The following is a 19,057-nucleotide window of genomic DNA, read 5'->3' as shown; positions in this document are numbered from 1 at the left end:
TTAAAACACCCCCGTAAACTGACAAACCAGCACGACTGCACCTAATATCCAAACGTAAATTGCAAACGTTTTTAATGAATGATGCTTTAAATAATTGATCATCCATTTTACCGCTACATAACCAAATAAAGCAGATGAAAGGGTGGCGACGAATAAAAAGAAAATGGAAAGCTGCTCGACTTCACCTGTGACTACATCTTTTAACTGAAGTAACACCGCTCCGCAAATAGCGGGAGTCGACAATAAAAATGAAAAGTAAGCGGCTGTTTCACGGTCTAATTTTCGCATTAACGCAGCTGCCATCGTTAAGCCCGATCGAGATACAGCAGGGAATATCGCAGCTGCTTGAAACGAGCCGATAAAAAACGCATCTCCGTATGAAATATGATCCATTTTTTTATAGCCATTTTTTACGGAATCACCAAACCATAACAGCAGTCCCGTCGCAAGAAATTCCCAGCCAATCGTTAAGCCAGATTTAGAAATACTGTCAAAATAGTCTTTGAACAAAAGACCAATCGCAACTGCAGGGATGGTTCCTATCACTAAAAGCCCTGTAAGCTTGCTAAAGGGATGACGAATAATATGCCATAGCTCACGCTTATAAAAGACAAACACAGCAAGCAGAGTGCCCATATGCAGCATCGTATCTAAATACAGTCCTGCATCGTCTAAGCCAAATAAGTGGCGTCCTAAATACAAATGCCCCGTGCTGCTTATCGGTAAAAACTCTGTAAGCCCTTGAATGATTCCCAAAATAAATGCTTCAAACCACGACATCTTATCACCTCATACAGCGTGTCCTTATTAGTAGTGTATAGAGGAAGTTCTGAGAACATGACAAAAACATGGAAGTATAGGCATTCATTTAGTGAAATAAATACATAAAAATAGGTCATAGTATAAGAAGAGACGACCATTCTTATCTCCATCTCATCCACAATGAATGGAAAGAGGTGCTAAAAATGATACGAAAATGGGTTGCTGTATGCGTCGTATTCGCTGCTTTTATTTTTCCGCAGGCAGTAAGTGCTGAACAGCCAAAAGTAGAGATATTTCAAATTGAAACGGGCAGAGTCGTTCGTTCAACGCTCAAACCCCCAAGTGTTCAAAAAGAAGCCGAAAAAAGTATTGCGTCCATTACTGGTTTATATAAAAAGGCAAGTCCGCTTCCTAAAAAAGGCTATCTTGTTAAAGTACCTCTTGATCCAGCCGTAAAAATTGAAAATAGTGCGGTCAACACGCTGGCAAGTGAAGTTATTTTTGTTCTTGAGCCGAATCAAAAGCCAATCATGATGGTATTTGACAATGAAAATAGAACCTATTTTTTTGAATTCACTCATGATTTAACTCTTCTCAGAAAAGCATTACAGCTATAAGTCATCGAAATGATGGCTTTTTTTTACATAGACAGTTGACAGTTTATTATGATAAATGTAATATATTTAGAAAAGTCAGAAATAATAAGGGGGAGAATTATGTGATAGCTCTACGACCGTTCTCCAAAAAAGACTTTAAACAGCTAATGGATTGGATTCCCTCCGAGTCATTTATGGTGCAATGGAGCGGCTCTAGCTTTTCTTTTCCGCTTACTCCTAGACAGTTAAAACACTACATTCGATATGCAAATGAAGATGGTGCTTCTACCTATGCTTTTTCCGTCATAGATGAAAATGAACAGCTTATTGGGCATATTTCTCTTGCTCATATTGATTATTATCATAAAACAGGAAGAATTGGCCGAGTGCTGCTTGGTGAAAAGTATAGAGGAAAAGGGCTTTGCTCGCACATGTTTGAAAAAGTGTTAGCTTTCGGTTTTGAAGAACTGGGTCTTCATCGAATTTCGCTCGGCGTCTTTGATTTTAACGAGCGGGCGATTCAGTCCTATGAACGAATTGGCTTTACACGCGAAGGCCTTCTTCGAGATGTCCGGCTTGTAGATGGACAGTACTGGAGCTTAATTGAAATGAGTATGTTAGAAAGTGAATGGGCACAGCGTGATGTGCATCAAAAATCAAGCTAAAATCTACTAGTGAAAAGCCAGCTTCTCAACAAGCAGGCTTTTTTGACGTGTGCTTAAATTTCTCTAAAAAGGTATAAATTTTCATTCATTAAGGCATATAGAGAGTAAGTGATGTGTAAAGGAGACCGTATGAATGAAAAAATACAAAATAGGGATCTTAGCGGCATGTATTTTGCTTTTAGGAACCGCTGGATTTGGAATTGCCTATCAACAGCAAACATCTGCTAAAGAGCAGTCTCACTCGTTTAATGTACTGGTGATGGGCGTAGATGAAAGGCCGGGAGATACAGGCCGCTCAGATGTATTAATGGTGGTCAACTTAGATACGAGCCACAATAAAGCAAAAGTTATGCCGATCCCTAGAGATACACGCGTGCACATTGATGGAAAAGGAACGGATGAGAAAATTAATCATGCTTATCGATACGGAGGGATTCCTTTAACCGTGCGCACGGTTGAGAAATTCTTAGATATCGATGTCGATTATTATGTGAAAGTAAATATGGAAGGCTTTAAAGATGTAGTAGATGAACTTGGCGGAGTGAACGTTAAGAACCCGTTTCCTTTTGTGTTTGATTCATTTATCTTTCCCCAAGGAGAAAATGCGTTGAACGGCGAAAAAGCTCTTGCCTATGTGCGGATGAGACACGAAGATCCAAAAGGAGATTTAGGAAGAAATAATCGCCAGCGCCAAGTAGTGGAAGCTCTATTAGATAAAGGAATGAACATGTCAACGGTGAAAAACATTCCAAGTCTCCTCACGCTTGTAAAAAAGCATATTCGAACGAATATTGATATCAGCGATGCATTTACGATGTATAACATCATTAAGAATGGCCGGCCTGATTTCGAAACGGTAACGGTAAAAGGAGAAGGGCAAATGGTAGATGGTACATGGTATTATGTTGTCAAACCATCTGAAAAAAAACAGCTGAGCGCTATGTTTCAACAAACCAATGAATAAAAAAGAGGGCTGAAGAAATTCAGCCCTCTTTTTATTCACCAATTTCTTCTTGACGCTGCAAGCAGGAAATTTGTTTTTTCTCTGGATGGACACCAAATGTATAGCCCCACGTTTGCAATTTATCTAGAATGATTTCGTCTTTTTTAAAGCCAAAGATCATCACTACATCTTGGTTTTCATCTAAAAGCAAATACTTTTCATCTTTGCGCCACATCGTTAAGTTTGACGCGTAGAAAAGATTCCAGCCGTTATTCATGCGATGACCGGTTGCTTGGTTTTTATAGTTGACAATCATATTTCTTCCTCCATTAGTGAATCTTTCTAAAAGTAAAACTTCAAAGAATATTATAAACGTTCTATTCCTAGAAATCTATTATTTATCCTGTTGAGGGGAACTCGCCGTGATGTTTATAAAATACATGTGATAAAAGATTTAGTATATCAGGATATATTTGTATAAAACAAGAGTCGATAAGTAAGAAAACGGAGAAAAGGAGGGTCTAAAAGCGTATATAATTGAAAAAAATATAAGTTATCTAGCTTTAAAGACTTAAAAACACGCTTTTCAGACCATGGACATGCTTTTTCAAATTTCTACCTACAAGAAAGAAGGCAGAGGTGCGAAATGTGTAGGTGAATCTAAATGAGTTTACGGTAAACATGAGGCCCCAAAACGTGGTACATGCTAGAAAAGGGGGAAATTCAACGATGTCAAAAAAAGCGCTATGGATTAAAAATGCTTCGCAAGTTGTAACGGCCAAAGAAAATAAAGGTCCTTTAGCTGGAAAAGAAATGAGGAACTTGACGGTGATTGAAAATGGCTCAGTCTGGATAGAAGGAGATCAAATTGTGACCGTAGGTACAACAAAAGAGCTAGAACAAAAATATGAAAGGGAAAGAAATGACGCAACGATTATTGATGCTTCTCATAAAATTGTGACTCCAGGTCTGATTGATCCCCATACACACGCTGTGTACGCTGGCTCGCGTGAAGAAGAATTTTATAGGCGGTTTGAAAGGCCAACTTCTTACTTGGATTTATTAGAAGAAGGTGGAGGTATTCACTCCACTGTCGTTCAAACACAGGAAGAGTATGCGTACCGGATTTATCAGCAGAGCTATGAGCGTCTTACGTCTTTTCTAGCTCACGGAGTCACAACTATAGAAGTGAAAAGCGGGTATGGCTTAGAACTAGAAACAGAACTAAAGCAGCTGCAAATCGCTAAAATGCTGAATGATACGCACGCAGTTGATGTAGTAAGTACCTTTTTAGGCGCACACGTCGTACCTCTTGTATATAAAAAAGATACGCAGAAATACGTCAATTTACTTATTCACGAAATGATTCCTCAAATTTCTTCTTATAACCTTGCAGCATTTAATGATGCTGTATGTCTTCCAAATGCTTTTTCATTCAAACAATGTCAAGAAATACTCGAAGCCGGGAAAAGATATGGCATGCTTCCTAAAATACATGCCGACCCCTTTGAATACTGCAGAGGAGCGGAGCTCGCAGCAGAGGTAGGAGCGATATCAGCAGATTATCTTTTGTATGCTTCTGATGAAGGATTAAAGAAACTGGCTGAAAAACGGATCGTAGCCACACTTTTACCCGGGAATTCCTTATTTGTTGGAATGAAATGGCCAGATGCTAGAAAAATGATCGATTTAGGAGTTCCGGTTACTCTTTCTACAGACTGCAATCCAGGTTCATCTCCAACGACTTCACAGCAATTTGTGATGAACCTGGCATGTATGAATATGAACATGAGTCCTGAAGAAGTGCTTGTAGCCACAACTCTTAACGCAGCTCATGCTATTAATCAAGGAGATAAGATTGGGAGTATTGAAGCCGGAAAACAGGCTGACCTAGCGATTTTTAATGTCTCTAGTTATCGAACCCTTCAATATCAGTATGGCTTAAATCATATTGACTGCGTAGTAAAAAAAGGAGAAGTAGTTGTAGAAAACGGAAAAGTTTTGTAAAACAAGTTTATAGAAAAAGAGAAAAGGGTAAAGAATAGAGAATTTGTCACACATGCAAAGGCAGGGAATTTAGATATGATTACAAAACAAAATGTTATTCCATTACTAAAAGAAGCTTGCCCATCTTTTGAGCCAAGCGAAGAAGTGGACCTCAACGATAAAGACGAGCTGCAGCATGAATTAAGCCGTGTTGCGGGTCATTTAATCTCTCTTGAATATAACGGCCAGCTCCAGCGTGAACCGGACGTATTTGAAGCGATTGAACAGCTGTATATAGAAGGTGAAGCTGATGTGAAAGAAGCTGTTACAACGGGACTCTTTCAAGCAATGCATGAAATGATTATAGATCAGCAAATTAGCCCAGAAGAAATTGGAATGCTATTAAAACCTCACTCACTGAAGTGGTGGAAAACGATTGACCATTTTAGCGAAAACAGTGCTGAACAGTAAGGAAAAAGAACGTCATGGAAACATGATGTCCGTGACGTTCTTTTCTTTTACTGTTCTTTTTTCAGCTGTCTCTCTAAAATAAAAGGACCAAATGGAATAACCGACATAAGAAATGCAAATAAAGAGCGGCCGATTGACCATTTATGCGCGAATTTCACATGAACGACTGCAAGAGCGTACAGCACAAAAAGTGCACCGTGTGCTGCGCCTACAACTGATACAGCTTCGGGTATGCCTGCTGCATATTTTAGCGGCATAGCAATGCCAAGCAGCAGTAAAAATGAAATTCCTTCTAAAATTCCTACTAAACGCAGGCGACCGATTGGTGATGTAAGAACCATGTTTTCTCCTCCCGTAACGACGGAATAAATTTCTGTATCAATGACAAAAATGTACCATAGCGAGCTCTTCATATACAAGCATCATTTGTATCTGTCACAAAAAAGTCGAAAACGCTTTAATTTGCTTTATAGAAGTATTTTGTTTGAAAAACTGACATACTCTTGTGATGCAAGGGATAAAAGAGCACACTACGTGTTGACAAGTTATTTTAATTATTTTATATGTATAGTATCGAAAACGTATGAGAGGATTTTTTACCATGACAAACCGAAAACAGCAGAGAGAGAAAATTTTAGATGCTGCTTTTGAAGTGTTCGGATCCAAAGGCTACTATGAAGCAAAAATGATTGATATTGCTAAACTAGCAGGTGTATCTAAAGGAACGCTTTACTTGTACTTTTCGTCTAAAGAGTCGCTTTATATCGCTGTGAACAATCGTTCGTTTGATGAGTTTTTGTATCATGCAAAGCGAAGAACGGATGAATGCCAAACGTTTCATGAAAAGCTGTATTCAATTGCGAAGCATCACCTGCTCTTTTTTTACGAAACTAAAAAATATCCGGACTCTTTTTGGCAAGCCCCTCACCAAATGCCAGAAATGATGGGTCGCCTTCATCAATTTTTTGAGGATTATCACGGGCTTGTTGCTAAATTGATTGAAGAGCAGAAAATAAAAAATGCTTTCTTACACTCAAAAGCGTTTTGCAGCATGTTAAATGGGTATAAGATGGATATCGTTTCCGACGATGATATAACAGAAGAAGATATCATGAACTATGCGGAGTTCATTGTGAACTTATACATTGAAGGCTGCTATTTTGAGACCCAAAAATGACTCGTCGGTACTGGTTGATAATGGAGGGATATGATGAATACCAGCAGCACAGTAATTAATTTTTCATATTTTCAAGAACAAACCGTTACCAAGGTTAACACAGACAATACCCTGCCGTTTTCTCTTGGATTTAGTAAAGGTGGACTTGTGGCAGAATGTCCATGGAGACTAAAAAACAAACGCAGCATCTTGCTTGGTCAAGCGGACTGGAAATCGCTACATTCTGCCGAGCAGCGTCAGCAAGTCGAAGCACTGCTGCTTGGCCAGCACATTATCTCTATACAGTGGTATGAAGATATCGGTATACTTCGAATTACATTTTCTAATGGGTATGCGCTAGATATGTTTCACGACAGCTCTTTTTTTGAAGGTTGGGATTTATATGGTCAAGACGGCTTTTCTTTTATCTCGCTGCCAGGGGGAGCGTGCGACCATCAAATTTCAGTTTGTATAGACAGTTCATCAGCACATGAAAGGAGGTGAGTTTTTTTTATGAAAAACTGACCCGCGGGTACTCTAAAATTGTTAAAAAAAAATAAAACGGGTCTGCAGCTATTAAAGGATGAAGGCTTTTCAAATAACTTAGTTACGTAACGGAGGAAAAAGATGAATTTTTTGACGAGATTTAGTTTAAAAAATGCGGTAGCTGTGTTTATCGTTTCATTTTTACTTATTTTAGCGGGGCTATATTCATTTTCAAAACTAAAAATTGATTTACTGCCGAATATCGAATTTCCGCAGCTGTCCATTGAAGCAACGTATCCCGGGGCTTCTCCTGATGACGTAAATGAAAGCGTCACGTCGAAAATCGAAGACCAAGTGAAAGGAATTGAAGGCGTTAAAAGCGTACAAAGCGTATCGTATGAAAACGTCGGTATTATTAATTTAGAATTCCCGTTTAATACGGATTTAGATAAAATTGAACAGCAAATTAACTCGTCGATAAAAGAATTAGATTTACCAGAGTCATCAAATGTAGACGTAAACCGTTTTTCATTTGGTTCATTCCCGATTTTCAACATTTCACTGTTTGCGAAAGATGATGCAAATCTTGAAAAAGTATTAAACGATGAAGTGATTCCTGAATTGAATAAAATTCAAGGTATTAACTCCGTCTCAGTTGGCGGCGTGAAAGAGGACCTTTTACAAATTACGGTCGATAAAGAAAAAGCAGCTCAAGCTGGCTTAACGCTTGATGGGATGAAAGAACAAATTAATCAAAAAGCTGTTTCATTCCCAGCAGGAACATTAAACGGAAAAGAGCTTCAAATTCCAGTGCGAGTAGAAGAAAAAGTTGCGACGATCGATGCATTAAAGAAAATCCAGCTGAAATCTACGACGAATCCTGAAGCAAAGCCTGTGAAGCTTGGCGATATTGCCAAAGTCGAAGCCGTAACAGAACAAGGCGAATATACACGCTATGACGGCAAAGATGCACTGTCGATGGCCATCACAAAAAAACAAGATGCTAATACGGTTGAAGTGGCGAGCGAAACGATGAAAATTTTGAAAAAATATGACGATCAGTTAGACTACGCAATCGGCTTTGACTCAGCTGACGGCATTGAAAAGTCTGTTGAAACATTAGTGCGCGAAGGATTGCTCGGAGCATTATTTGCGTCACTTGCCGTGCTGATTTTCTTGCGTAACTTCCGCGCTACGATCATTGCCATTATATCGATTCCATTATCGCTGTTAGTATCAGCTATTTTCTTAAACCAGCTTGATATTTCACTTAACATTATGACACTAGGCGGAATGGCTGTAGCCGTTGGGCGCGTAGTGGATGACAGTATTGTTGTGATTGAAAATATTTTTAGACGCGTTCGCCGTTCAGAAGAAGGCATGAGCAACGAGCTTGTCGAATCGTCCACAAAAGAGATTTTAAAAGCCATTACCTCGTCTACCATTACAACGGTTGTCGTATTCTTGCCAATCGGCTTTGTAGGAGGAATTACAGGAGAGTTCTTCTTGCCGTTTGCCTTAACAGTTGTTTTTTCACTGTTAGCATCTCTTCTTGTAGCGATTACAATCGTGCCGATTTTAGCAAAGTTTGCATTTAAAAAAGTACCGCCTGAAGAAAAAGAAGGAAAGCTGCAGCGCGGATATGCAAAAGCGATTGCATGGTCGCTTAATCATAAAATCAAAATTTTAATTTTATCCTTTATTTTACTGTTTAGCTCATTTGCACTTGTTCCTTCACTTGGCTTTACGTTTATTCCAAATGAAGAACAAAAAATGCTTCAGGCCAACGTTCAATTACCGGCATCTACATCACTTGAAAAAACAAACGATGTATCTTTAAAAATTGAAAAGATGTTTGCGGATCAAAATGAAATTTCAGATGTGACTACGGAAGTTGGATCACGCGACTTTTCAACAGGTGTAAAACGCCCGAACCAAGTTGGCTATTTCTTGAACGTAAAAGAAGGCGTGAATGTCGATACGTTTATTGATAAAGTTCAAAAGAAAATGGAAAGCATCACGAAAGAAGAATCGCCTAAAGCAACAGTTAATGTACAAGAAGCATCAACAGGAGGGCCTCCTACAAATAATAACGTAACGGTTGATTTATATTCTTCTAATTTAAATGACTTGCAAAAGGCAGCTAAGCAAGTGGAAAACCACTTAAACAAAGACAAACGTCTTAAATATGTAACAAATAACTTCTCAGATAAGCAAAAGCAGCTTGTAGTAGAAGTAGATCCTGATAAAGCCGCAGAGTACGGAGTATCTGGATTTCAGCTGCTTGGTACAATCTCCGACCAAACCAAACCAGTATCCGTTGGAGACTTAAAATTAGATAATACAAAACGAGCGGTTCAGCTTTCGTACGATAAAGACCTTAGTTCAGTAAAAGAAATTAAAGATCTTCAAGTATTTACAGAACGAGGGCCTGTGTTAGTAAAAGATATTGCTGACGTTCGTACAATTGATACGTTCACTTCTATTCAAAAGCTTGACGGCAAAGTATTTGCGCGAGTGGAAGCAGATATTAAAGGCGATGATGTTCAAGCTGTGACCAAAGATGTTGTAGATGGAGTGAAAAAGTTAGACTTGCCAAAAGATGTGAGCTTGGACGGTGGAGGCGGAAGCGACGAGACAGTGGAAGTCTTCCAATCTCTAGGTCTAGCTATTTTAACGGCAATCGGCCTTGTGTATTTAACGATGCTCGTTACGTTTGGAAAAGCGCGTATTCCATTTATCATTTTATCGTCACTCATTTTTGTGCCAATCGGTTCGTTAGTTGGTCTAGTACTTGCAAAAGAACCGCTGTCCGTCAGCGTCATGATTGGATTCTTAATGCTGATTGGAATTGTTACAACAAACGCGATTGTACTTGTAGATCGAATTACCCAAAATCGTGAACAAAAAGGCATGACGATCCGCCAATCCCTTATTGAAGCTGGGAAAACGCGCTTGCGTCCAATTTTAATGACGGCGTTTGCTACCATTGCTGCATTAATTCCGCTGGCGCTTACTACATCAAGCGGAACGCTGATTTCAAAAGGCTTAGCTATCACGGTGATCGGAGGGCTTGCGTCATCTACCCTTCTTACCTTAATTATTATTCCAGTGGTATACGAACTCTTCTTCGCAAAGCAAGTGAAAAGAGAAAAACAGCTGGAAAAAGAAACGACATAAGAACTATTTTCTAATAGAGGAAAATATGACCATAGACTATATGTTATAATAAAAGTACGTTTTAACCCCTTATATTATAGAAAAAGAAGCGGCGCTTTCAAGCGCCGCTTCTTTTTTATGTAAAGTCATTATTTACAAAAAATGATTAAATGTCTTGTATGGAGGGAAAGAGTGTTAACAGGAAGCTTTACTATATCATCGTAGAGTTATCTAAAAAACATACAAAGTACAGGAGTGTCGTTTTCGTGAGTTCAACAAAGAAAGTTGTATTTATCAGTTCCATTATCTTAAATGTCCTTTTCATAGGTGTTTTTGCTTTTTATGCAACAAGCAGCAGCGCGATGAAAAATCCGCTGTCATCTAAGGATTCGTCTAAGCAAAGCTATAGAGATAATCCTTATTACATTGAACGGACCACTTTGTTCAAGCAATTAAGTATTCCTAAAGAGTCAATCGTATTTCTCGGTGATAGCATTACCCAGCGCTCTGAATGGAGCGAACTTTTTCATAATAAGCAGATTGTCAATCGAGGCGTAGCCGATGATACAACAGAAGGGGTATTGCATCGTCTAAAAAGTATTACAGATGCTAAGCCAAAAAAGATTTTCTTAATGATTGGCATTAACGATTTAAATGAGCAAAAATCTGTAAAAAAAACCAAAGCCAATTACGCTGAAATTCTTGAACGTATTCATAAAGAATCACCGAATACAAAAGTCTATATTCAAAGTGTACTGCCCGTGAACAATAAAAAATGCGGCGACGCAGTGGACAATAAAGATGTTATCGCATTAAATAACTATTTAAAGCGTTTAGCTAAGAAACACAACGATTCTTACATTGACCTGTATTCGAAAGTATCTACACATAATCAGTTAAAAAGTAATTTCACGGTTGATGGTCTTCATTTAAAAGGCCAAGGCTATGCTATTTGGAAACAAGAGGTTCAGGCATACGTAAACCAATAAAAAAAGCGCTCCGAAAGGAGCGCTTTTTTTTAGATAAGCTCTGGTAAATGTTTTTTAGCATCGTATTCGACAAGAGCATCTCCGTTTTTGATGCGCTGTAAATAATCAGGATTTGAAATAAGCGGGCGGCCAATAGCAGCTACGTCGATCCAGCCGGCTTGCAGCGCTTTTTCAGCTGATTCAGGCGTTAAGTCACCTACGCCGATAATCGGTCCATCCCAGTACTTACGCGTAATTTCATAAAGATTTTGACCGTTTTGAACATCTTCATAAAAATCCAGCATAGACGGATGGATGATCTCAATTCCTGTTTCTTTAAATGCTTCTGTATACGTTTGAATAGCTTTTTCAGTGTCGTCCCAGCGGTAGTCTGGTTTATCAAGCTTATGAGGAGAGAAGCGAATCACAACGCGCTCTTTTCCAATGGCGTCGATAACAGCCGAAATCACTTCTTTCATAAACGTTAATCGCTGTGCAAGGTCGCCTCCGTATTCATCAGTGCGTTTATTAGACCAGTCTGAATTAAACTGATCGATTAAATAGCCGTGAGCACCGTGAATTTCAACGCCATCAAATCCTGCTTCAATGGCATTTTTAGCGGCTTGAGCGTACTGTTCTACAACTTCTTTAATATCTTCTTTTGACATTTCTTCAGGCTCTTCGTAGGGCTTGCGGAAACGAGGCACTTGGCCTTGTGCCGCAATAGCGGAAGGGGCCTGAGGCTTATGCCCATTGATTAACCCGGAATGACTCAAGCGGCCAACGTGCCAAATTTGAGCGATAATCGTGCCGCCTTCTTCATGAACAGCTTCTGTTACAGGCTTCCATGAATCAATTTGTTCTTGGGTATAGATACCCGGAACGCCAGGATTTCCTTTTGCGCGTTCGCTGATAACAATTCCTTCACTAATAATTAAGCCAATACCATCCTTTGCGCGGCGGCGGTAATAGTCTACAACGTCTTGACCGACTACGCCTGTCTCTGGATCAGCAAAGCATCTTGTCATCGGTGCCATTGCTGTACGAGTGTGTAAATCAAATGCTTCAATGTTTGTTGGTTGGAATAGTTTTTCAAATTTACTCATTTTATATTCAGCTCCTTAAGAGGAAAGTATAGCTGCGAACGTTTTGCAGCGGGTTCAGTTTATTGTAACAGGGGATTTGTTTTATCTTCAAACATTTCGACTTCCGAAAAAGTTCAGAAAAAAAAGCCGGCTGTCTTTACAGCCAACTTTTACAACATTAATGCTGTTTATTAGGAAGTTTTTTCTCAGGATGTCCAGTAGCTTGACCCTGCTTGTTTTTACGCTGCTTTTCTTGATTGTCATTCAGTTTTTGAACAAATTCATTTGTGTTTTCCATTATCCAAACCTCCTTTATGAACTTTCCCTGTTACTATAACCCATTGCACGTAAAAACATGACGCGAATCCGTTAAAAGCAACTTCATATGTGCACTGGTATATAGAAATCAACAGGAAAATCGTGTATACTGTTGTAAAAATAATGTTAATGTTTCGTGAGTTTATAATTTCTTATTCATTCATGAACAAGAAAAGGTGTTACGCAATGAGTGATTTTTTTAGCGGGAAAGAAATGTCGTTTATTTTGATTTTGACATTCAGCGTGTACATATTTGTCTGGAATGTGCCCCTTCAGGCGACAAATGCCATGATGATCTACTTTATCCTGCTGTTTTTGTATACAGTCAGTAAACTGCTTTTTTCTCCTCAGTTCCGACAATTTCCGCTTGTTAAGGTGCTTTTGGCCATTTTATTCGTTCTTATGCTGGCTGAAATAATCGTTGCTTACAGCACTCATAGCATAAAGATTACAGATTTAAATCATATTTTCGATTATTTTAGTCATATGGATTTGTATTCATAGTATGTACAGCAAACAAATGATTTACCACGATATCCTCTCCGAGTGCTGGCTGTGCTTTTTTATATTTTTTACACACTGCTTGCACAAGGAAAGAGAAAGCGTACGTTCTTTGACCAAAAGATCAGGGGAATGCCAAATTTCTTTGAATAGCTCTGTTAAGATGCTTTCGCAAGCATGTGGATCTTTTTACTGCTGAATAGACAAGACGATACAAAAGCGATTCATATCGATTGTAAAGCTGATGAAGTGCTTCTTTCTTTCGGATTTTTATCTCTTGAATGAGTAAAAGATCATTGTTCATAACCGAGCCCCTTCGAAAATCAATTATAGTTCATTGTACCCTCGTTAAGATGAGTATAAACACCTAAAAAGGAGAGGCTTATGAGCGATGTAGTATCAAAAAAAACAAGGCAAAATATTCAACGAGATATCGAACAAGGGAACTTGGGGAAAGTGAGAGACCGCCTGCACAGTTTGCTCGTTACGTATCCAAATGAGCTGATAAACTTATTGTAGCTGGATGTGCATTGATTTTCCTTACAGTCGTCAGTTTACTAATCATTGGCGTATATACAGTTTGTACATGGCTGTTTTCATGAAGAAAAGGTGCACAGATGTGCACCTTTTCTTTATGAATGCTGCTTCACTACGTGATTTACAATTTTTTCGGCTGCAGCGGCGGGTCCAGCTGCCTGTTCGAAACTTACGTTGATTTCTTTTATCCCTTTCTTGTAGCGGTCGTCATGTATGACTTCGTCAACGGCACTCCTTAAAAGCGAGGCATTTACCGTTTCTTTTGCTAAGCGATACCCGGCGTTTAGCTCCACGAGCCTTTGAGCAACGAGCGGCTGATCTTTTCCGTGAGGTAAAACGACTAACGGTACGTTAAAATGAATAGCTTCATTTACACTGTTCATGCCTCCGTGCGTGATAAAAACGTCAGCTTCTTTTAACACGTCAAGCTGAGGAACATAGGGCGAAATAATAAAATGCTCTGGTGCTTTTCTTATCTTTTTAAAATCAGCCCGGTCTCCTGCTGCAATCACAACTTTTCCATCAAAGTCGCTAAATGCGTCGATGCAAAGGTTAAAAAAGCCTTCTACATCGTCGAGTACTGTTCCCATTGAAACATAAAGAACTTTTTCATCTTTTAGCTTTTCTAACGGAAAATCATGAGAGGTGTGACGCTTTGGAAAGCTTGGCCCAATAAATAAACAGGATTCATCAAAACGTTCATGAAGCGGCTGAAAAAAGCGGCTTGTGTATACGACCGTTAATTCGCCTTCATTGTTCATAAATTGAAGCAGATTTTTAGGTTCTACGCCAAACTGATTTTTGAGCAAGCTGAGCCCGTACTGAGCTTTTTCGTCAGGTTTAAATGGAACGTCTGAATCCGGATGCAGAGGCATCATTGCTAAGCGTTCTTTTGGCATTAAAAAAGAAGCAGATGATACAATCCCGGGAATTCGCAAATAATCACGTACTAATTCCCCTGCTCCAAACTTGTCGTAAAACACAAAGTCAAAGTCAATTTTTTTTGATAATGTATGAACAAGCTTCAGCGTATCTAAAGACGTTTGGATGTGGATATTTAAAAAGGCGTTGATTCCTTGAGCAGTTTCAGGCTTGATGGATACACCGCTTAATAAGTCCCGGTGAGTGTGTACGATAGCCCCGGCGTTTTCAAGACGCTCTTTAAAACGCTCGGCCGTAATGTAATGAACGGTATCACCTCGATCTGAAAAAGCTTTTACCATTCCAAGCGTTGGGTTTACGTGACCTTCAGCGGGAAAATTGATCATTAAAATGTTTGCCATTTTTTCACTTCACTTTCGGTAAGATTTCTTCAAGCGTAATCAAATATAAGGAAGTTGACAACTAATTTGGCTAGTGCATTTATCTTTTAAAACCTTAACTTTGTGTATAAAATGTGAAAAAATATAACTTTTTTCCTAAAAAATAACATCATTAAGCGGAGGTTATGGTAGGATTTTGAGAGCACTAGAGAGAAAGAATCATTTTTGGAGGTTGCTATTTTGAGTACGTTATCAACAAATTCAGAGCCGGTTTTAAAGCCTAAAAAGAAAAAAGAGTTTACTTACTTCACGCTGCTTCTATTTATCGTGTTAGGCTTTGGCCTGCAGATTATAGCCGGAATTGGAATAGCTATTTACGATGAAGTTACGGGTTCAAATATGACGGGAATTTTATTAGAAGGGCCATATGCCCTGCTGGTAGACGCGGCGTTTTTTCTAGGCGTTGCGGTGCTGTACAGGCCTGTGCGCAGATTTTTAAAGCCTATGTGGAACGTCTCAGTATTAAAAGAAAGAAAAACGTATGTATATATTGTGGTAGGCTTTTTAATTGTAGCCGCGGTGCAGTACGTGATGCTTTCATTTTTAAACGTAGAAAGCGCAAATCAGCAGCAAAAAGATTTAAACCAAGGCAGTTTTAATCAAACGCTGCTTTCAAGCTGGATATTCTTTATAAGTGTAGCAGTCATTACGCCTATTAAAGAAGAGCTGCTTTATAGAGGTGTTTTATGTGGTTTTTTAACCAAACGCCATCACGTGTTTGTAGGCATTTTCGTTTCCGCTATTGTATTCGGTCTGTTACATATTGGCTTTCCGATTACAGCTACCGTCATGGGACTTGTCTTTGCCATTATTTATTATCGAACAAAATCTATTTTTCCATCTATGATTTTACATATGCTGTGGAATGGATTAGTGAGTATAACCGTCTTCTTTTAAAAGCCGCTTAAGCGGCTTTTTTATTTGGATAAAGATGCAGAATGCTTTACGCGAATTTTCCCAACAATTAATAATCCAAGAGGGTAAAATAGTCCAAATAACAGACTATACGGAATCCACGTATCTCTGTCCCACGTTTGTTCATATGGAATGCTTGGATACACGATAAGTGAAAATGTAACGGCAATAATGCCTAGCGGAAGAGTTAAAATTCGGTAGTTTTTTAATTCAAGAATTTGAGCGAGTCCAGAAACGGTCGCATAATAGTAGAGAGACGTTTTAAAATAAAGAGATAAAAACCACATAATAGCCATAATTACTTCAATATTTTTTAGAAAATCCGCAACTTCGATCCGTCTTGCAAGCTCATAGCTTGGATATAAAGCAATACGTGTATACGTATTTCCAAGTACAAGAATGCCAAGCAATAAGATAATAATCATAATGCCTCCGCCGATTAAGCTTCCCGTAAAAAAAGCGCGGTTTCGCTGATCTGGTTCCGCTACGTGAGCAGGGAAAACGGTTAGCAATACAATAAAAGTGAGAGAAGTAATACTTGTAAATACCAGAATAGATCTGATAATAGGCTTAACGCCTACCTCTAACAAAGGCTGCAAATTCTCATAATGAATTTGAGGGAAGATCGAAAAAACTAAGATTAAGAACGGAATAACAAACCAAGGAAAGAGAATTTCAGCACAGCGGGCAATCGTTTCAATGCCAAGCCGAACGCCGACAATCACAATTCCCATAAACAAAATATGAACAGCAAGCATAGGTGTTTGAATAATAATGCGAGTTGTTAGAAACGAGCCCACGTAAAACAAAACTTGACTGCAAAAAAGAAGAGTAGAAGCGACAAATAAAAGAGATACAAACTTTCCTAGCCACTTGCCTAAAATGGCTTCGTTTAGTTCCATGAGCGTTTTATTAGGATAAAGGCTAGAAAGTTTGATATACATCCATACAAGAAAAACGCCTACACCTACGCCTAAAATAGCTGGAATCCATGCCTCTTGTTTAGAATCAGCCGTTAAGCTTCCAGGAACGACTAAAATGGTGTCGCCTAAACTATAAAAAATGACGAGTATTCGAAACTGTGCTGCGGATAAATTCATCTGACTATGCACATTGTTCACTTCCTTTTATTTCAACAGACTGAACAAAAAATCACTAAAAGGTTTTAATAAAAAAGCAATGCCGTCCCCGGGGTTAGGAACCTCCACACCGCCGTATTTTAAACTAACAATTAAAATACTTACTATGAACAAACTCCAAAAAATTTGCTTTTCTTTTTTACTGTTCACTTTTTTTAAATAAGGTATTTCTACTAAACAAACAGCTGCACAAAGTAAAAAAATCCCTAAAAATATAAGCATGTATCAACCTCAATTAGTAACCCTTTAAAAATGATGAAGGGATGTTAAAGACGCCTGTGTTTCAAATATAGTATGATCCAAAAAGGCTTGATTTATGAAAAGTAAGACTAAAGCCAGGGCAAAACCGTGTTATAATGACCAAGTTGAGCGTTATAATAGAAAAAACAGCATGATTACAAACAAGTAGATACATAACAAGGTAAGGATGGGAGAGATATATATGGCAGATGAGCTCAAAAAAATGCTAGATGACAAAGAAAAGGTGCAGCTTATTATCGCCGCTGTTGTCATGCTTGGAGGCCTGGTCGTTTTGTTAAAAAGCGTTGCAACAGGGCAGGCCATGGGTCAAAAATGGCTAGAAAGTCAAGGGAACGCAGACACGGATCTGTATCTTGAAACGATAAAAAGCTACATACATCTGTATCAAATTGTGGGTGGCGTCATGTTTGGAGGAGGCCTTCTCACGTTACTTCGTGCTAAACTAAAGAAATAAAGCGGCAGCAAAATAAAAGATCATAGTCCAAAAGAAGTGTCATATCTTTTTAATAACTTAAAAAATAGTGAAAAGGAGTTATGTATGAATAATGAAGAAAATACACCGGCTTATCATCTGTTTATGATGATAGGAGCGCTTGCTATGCTGATTTTTGGTGTTGTCGGTTTCTTTATTCAGTATCCTGCTACGTTAAGTTTTGTGATGTGTATTGGTGGAAGTATCATATTTTTGCTGCATTTATTTGAATATATGAAACCTAAAAATGAACTATAGCATCTTCAAACGAGGAAATCTAGAAGCAAAGGAAGATGAGAAATGCGGAAACACCGTACGTATGAAACGCTAGTTGATCTTTATCAAAAAAGCGCCAAAATTCATTATGAAATCGATTATCGAGATAAAAAATCTGTAAAAAAAGGCAATCGAGCTGCAGAAGATATGAAAAAAATTGCGCAGCTCATTCATTTATATTATCCAGGCATGCTGTTTGAATTTGCAACACTGCTGACGAATCCTACTTATCGAATTGACCTATGGGCTGCACATCATATTTTAGAAATCATGAGCTATTCACCAATGCTTGAGGACAACGCGCTTTCCGTCATTGAACGCTACGCCGACGAAAATGATTTTACAGCTTTAGGAAATCGCATGTGGTTAGATCAGTGGAGAGAAAAACAGCGCTAAAATTGGGCTAAGCAAACAAGAATAACCAAAAGGAAGATGGATATATGAGTTTACGTACATTAAAGAACGGTATAGGCATCAGCATTCGAGAAGCAGCACCGAAAGACGCAGAGAAAATGATTGCTTTTTACAACCGGGTAGGAGGAGAAAGCGATTTTCTTTCATTTGGAGAAGGTGAGTTTCTTACACCTCTTTCAGAGTACGAACTGTTTTTAGCTTCTGTAAAACAAGAGCAAAATGCTCTTATAGTTGTGGCTGAAAAAGAAGAGAAAATCATTAGTATTGCATCCATCACCTCGTCTCAAAACCCGCGTAATAAGCATGTGGGAACCCTCGGTATTGTAGTAGAGAAATCTTATAGCGGGCTAGGGTTAGGCAGACAGCTAATGATTGAGCTGATTGAATGGGCACGTACGAATAAACAAACAAAAAAAATCGAACTTGTGACGCGAGAAGATAACCAAAGAGCTATTTCTTTATACAAGCAGCTAGGGTTTCAAACAGAAGGATTAAAAGAAAAAGACACCTATATAAATGGCGTGTACTATAATACAATGCTTATGGGTCTTCACTTATAAAAAGAGGCTGGGACAAAAGTATATTAAGTGAATGAAAATCCGAACGATGAATCGTTCGGATTTTT

The 19,057-nt window shown here is 38.6% G+C and carries 23 protein-coding genes and 2 pseudogenes; 16 read left to right on the top strand and 9 right to left on the bottom strand.

What is annotated here, in order from left to right:
- Positions 1 to 780 (bottom strand): undecaprenyl-diphosphate phosphatase, encoded by a 780-nt coding sequence (locus ACFX4N_RS10215; RefSeq protein ID WP_013057822.1) that lies wholly within the window; start codon positions 778 to 780, stop codon positions 1 to 3.
- Between the two features lie 185 nt (positions 781 to 965).
- On the opposite strand from ACFX4N_RS10215, the gene ACFX4N_RS10210 reads away from it, so the two are divergent.
- From ACFX4N_RS10210 to ACFX4N_RS10200, 3 genes are all read left to right on the top strand, one after another.
- Positions 966 to 1,379: a hypothetical protein gene (locus tag ACFX4N_RS10210; RefSeq protein WP_013057821.1), complete on the top strand. Its 414-nt coding sequence runs from the start codon at positions 966 to 968 to the stop codon at positions 1,377 to 1,379.
- A 101-nt stretch (positions 1,380 to 1,480) separates the two neighbouring features.
- Positions 1,481 to 2,023: a GNAT family N-acetyltransferase gene (locus ACFX4N_RS10205; RefSeq protein WP_013057820.1), complete on the top strand. Its 543-nt coding sequence runs from the start codon at positions 1,481 to 1,483 to the stop codon at positions 2,021 to 2,023.
- A 133-nt stretch (positions 2,024 to 2,156) separates the two neighbouring features.
- The gene (locus tag ACFX4N_RS10200) at positions 2,157 to 2,987 is read left to right on the top strand and encodes an LCP family protein (RefSeq protein ID WP_328126035.1); all 831 of its coding nucleotides are present in this window, start codon (positions 2,157 to 2,159) and stop codon (positions 2,985 to 2,987) included.
- Between the two features lie 31 nt (positions 2,988 to 3,018).
- Here the strand turns inward: ACFX4N_RS10200 and ACFX4N_RS10195 are convergent, their stop codons facing one another.
- Complete coding sequence (locus tag ACFX4N_RS10195) at positions 3,019 to 3,282, bottom strand: hypothetical protein (protein ID WP_013057818.1); 264 nt, start codon at positions 3,280 to 3,282, stop codon at positions 3,019 to 3,021.
- Positions 3,283 to 3,695: 413 nt separating this feature from the next.
- Between ACFX4N_RS10195 and hutI the strand changes: the two genes are divergently transcribed.
- A complete protein-coding gene (gene hutI / locus ACFX4N_RS10190) occupies positions 3,696 to 4,973 on the top strand; it encodes an imidazolonepropionase (RefSeq protein ID WP_029322765.1) in 1,278 nt (425 codons plus the stop codon).
- A 75-nt stretch (positions 4,974 to 5,048) separates the two neighbouring features.
- Positions 5,049 to 5,423 carry a DUF7674 family protein gene (locus ACFX4N_RS10185; protein ID WP_029322762.1) on the top strand — a complete coding sequence of 125 codons (375 nt, stop codon included), beginning with the start codon at positions 5,049 to 5,051 and terminating at the stop codon, positions 5,421 to 5,423.
- A 47-nt stretch (positions 5,424 to 5,470) separates the two neighbouring features.
- On the opposite strand, the gene ACFX4N_RS10180 is transcribed toward ACFX4N_RS10185, so the two are convergent.
- Positions 5,471 to 5,764 carry a DUF3817 domain-containing protein gene (locus ACFX4N_RS10180; protein WP_013083888.1) on the bottom strand — a complete coding sequence of 98 codons (294 nt, stop codon included), beginning with the start codon at positions 5,762 to 5,764 and terminating at the stop codon, positions 5,471 to 5,473.
- A gap of 260 nt (positions 5,765 to 6,024) precedes the next feature.
- Here ACFX4N_RS10180 and ACFX4N_RS10175 point away from each other — a divergent pair, with 260 nt between their 5' ends.
- The 4 genes from ACFX4N_RS10175 (at position 6,025) to ACFX4N_RS10160 (ending at position 11,213) form a co-directional block, all read left to right on the top strand.
- On the top strand, positions 6,025 to 6,600 hold the full coding sequence (locus ACFX4N_RS10175; RefSeq protein ID WP_013057814.1) for a TetR/AcrR family transcriptional regulator: 576 nt from the start codon (positions 6,025 to 6,027) through the stop codon (positions 6,598 to 6,600).
- 33 nt (positions 6,601 to 6,633) lie between these two features.
- Complete coding sequence (locus ACFX4N_RS10170; RefSeq protein ID WP_013057813.1) at positions 6,634 to 7,083, top strand: DUF6188 family protein; 450 nt, start codon at positions 6,634 to 6,636, stop codon at positions 7,081 to 7,083.
- 123 nt (positions 7,084 to 7,206) lie between these two features.
- Positions 7,207 to 10,245 carry an efflux RND transporter permease subunit gene (locus ACFX4N_RS10165; RefSeq protein ID WP_013057812.1) on the top strand — a complete coding sequence of 1,013 codons (3,039 nt, stop codon included), beginning with the start codon at positions 7,207 to 7,209 and terminating at the stop codon, positions 10,243 to 10,245.
- 245 nt (positions 10,246 to 10,490) lie between these two features.
- Complete coding sequence (locus tag ACFX4N_RS10160; RefSeq protein ID WP_029322755.1) at positions 10,491 to 11,213, top strand: GDSL-type esterase/lipase family protein; 723 nt, start codon at positions 10,491 to 10,493, stop codon at positions 11,211 to 11,213.
- Between the two features lie 29 nt (positions 11,214 to 11,242).
- Here ACFX4N_RS10160 and ACFX4N_RS10155 read toward each other — a convergent pair.
- A pseudogene (locus tag ACFX4N_RS10155) lies at positions 11,243 to 12,283 on the bottom strand (alkene reductase); the annotation flags it as partial.
- Positions 12,284 to 12,455: 172 nt separating this feature from the next.
- Positions 12,456 to 12,575, bottom strand: a complete 120-nt coding sequence (locus ACFX4N_RS10150; RefSeq protein ID WP_013057809.1) for a DUF4023 domain-containing protein — start codon at positions 12,573 to 12,575, stop codon at positions 12,456 to 12,458.
- Positions 12,576 to 12,781: 206 nt separating this feature from the next.
- Here ACFX4N_RS10150 and ACFX4N_RS10145 point away from each other — a divergent pair, with 206 nt between their 5' ends.
- The gene (locus ACFX4N_RS10145; RefSeq protein ID WP_013057808.1) at positions 12,782 to 13,099 is read left to right on the top strand and encodes a hypothetical protein; all 318 of its coding nucleotides are present in this window, start codon (positions 12,782 to 12,784) and stop codon (positions 13,097 to 13,099) included.
- A gap of 121 nt (positions 13,100 to 13,220) precedes the next feature.
- Here ACFX4N_RS10145 and ACFX4N_RS10140 read toward each other — a convergent pair whose 3' ends face one another.
- On the bottom strand, positions 13,221 to 13,400 hold the full coding sequence (locus ACFX4N_RS10140; RefSeq protein ID WP_098764364.1) for an RNA polymerase sigma factor: 180 nt from the start codon (positions 13,398 to 13,400) through the stop codon (positions 13,221 to 13,223).
- Between the two features lie 80 nt (positions 13,401 to 13,480).
- Here ACFX4N_RS10140 and ACFX4N_RS10135 point away from each other — a divergent pair.
- Positions 13,481 to 13,600: pseudogene (locus ACFX4N_RS10135) on the top strand (DUF6584 family protein); the annotation flags it as partial.
- Between the two features lie 128 nt (positions 13,601 to 13,728).
- Here ACFX4N_RS10135 and ACFX4N_RS10130 read toward each other — a convergent pair.
- Positions 13,729 to 14,916 (bottom strand): macrolide family glycosyltransferase, encoded by a 1,188-nt coding sequence (locus ACFX4N_RS10130; protein ID WP_053487458.1) that lies wholly within the window; start codon positions 14,914 to 14,916, stop codon positions 13,729 to 13,731.
- Between the two features lie 219 nt (positions 14,917 to 15,135).
- On the opposite strand from ACFX4N_RS10130, the gene ACFX4N_RS10125 reads away from it, so the two are divergent.
- Positions 15,136 to 15,852: a CPBP family intramembrane glutamic endopeptidase gene (locus ACFX4N_RS10125; protein WP_098548023.1), complete on the top strand. Its 717-nt coding sequence runs from the start codon at positions 15,136 to 15,138 to the stop codon at positions 15,850 to 15,852.
- Positions 15,853 to 15,872: 20 nt separating this feature from the next.
- Here the strand turns inward: ACFX4N_RS10125 and ACFX4N_RS10120 are convergent, their stop codons facing one another.
- On the bottom strand, positions 15,873 to 16,982 hold the full coding sequence (locus ACFX4N_RS10120) for a GerAB/ArcD/ProY family transporter (RefSeq protein ID WP_013057805.1): 1,110 nt from the start codon (positions 16,980 to 16,982) through the stop codon (positions 15,873 to 15,875).
- Positions 16,983 to 16,997: 15 nt separating this feature from the next.
- A complete protein-coding gene (locus tag ACFX4N_RS10115; RefSeq protein ID WP_013057804.1) occupies positions 16,998 to 17,231 on the bottom strand; it encodes a hypothetical protein in 234 nt (77 codons plus the stop codon).
- Between the two features lie 220 nt (positions 17,232 to 17,451).
- Here ACFX4N_RS10115 and ACFX4N_RS10110 point away from each other — a divergent pair, with 220 nt between their 5' ends.
- The 4 genes from ACFX4N_RS10110 (at position 17,452) to ACFX4N_RS10095 (ending at position 18,992) form a co-directional block, all read left to right on the top strand.
- A complete protein-coding gene (locus ACFX4N_RS10110; protein ID WP_025751130.1) occupies positions 17,452 to 17,724 on the top strand; it encodes a hypothetical protein in 273 nt (90 codons plus the stop codon).
- 84 nt (positions 17,725 to 17,808) lie between these two features.
- A complete protein-coding gene (locus tag ACFX4N_RS10105; RefSeq protein WP_014459359.1) occupies positions 17,809 to 18,000 on the top strand; it encodes a hypothetical protein in 192 nt (63 codons plus the stop codon).
- Between the two features lie 42 nt (positions 18,001 to 18,042).
- Complete coding sequence (locus ACFX4N_RS10100; RefSeq protein WP_013057801.1) at positions 18,043 to 18,414, top strand: hypothetical protein; 372 nt, start codon at positions 18,043 to 18,045, stop codon at positions 18,412 to 18,414.
- Positions 18,415 to 18,458: 44 nt separating this feature from the next.
- Positions 18,459 to 18,992, top strand: coding sequence for a GNAT family N-acetyltransferase (locus tag ACFX4N_RS10095; RefSeq protein ID WP_098548022.1), 534 nt, complete (start codon positions 18,459 to 18,461; stop codon positions 18,990 to 18,992).
- Positions 18,993 to 19,057: the final 65 nt, after the last annotated feature.

Origin of the sequence: Priestia sp. YIM B13551 (genome assembly GCF_042787905.1) — a bacterium.
In the GTDB taxonomy this organism is placed as follows: Bacteria; Bacillota; Bacilli; order Bacillales; family Bacillaceae_H; genus Priestia.
The sequence above is the reverse complement of the archived record's forward strand: the minus strand, read 5'-3'. Positions and strand labels throughout refer to the sequence as shown.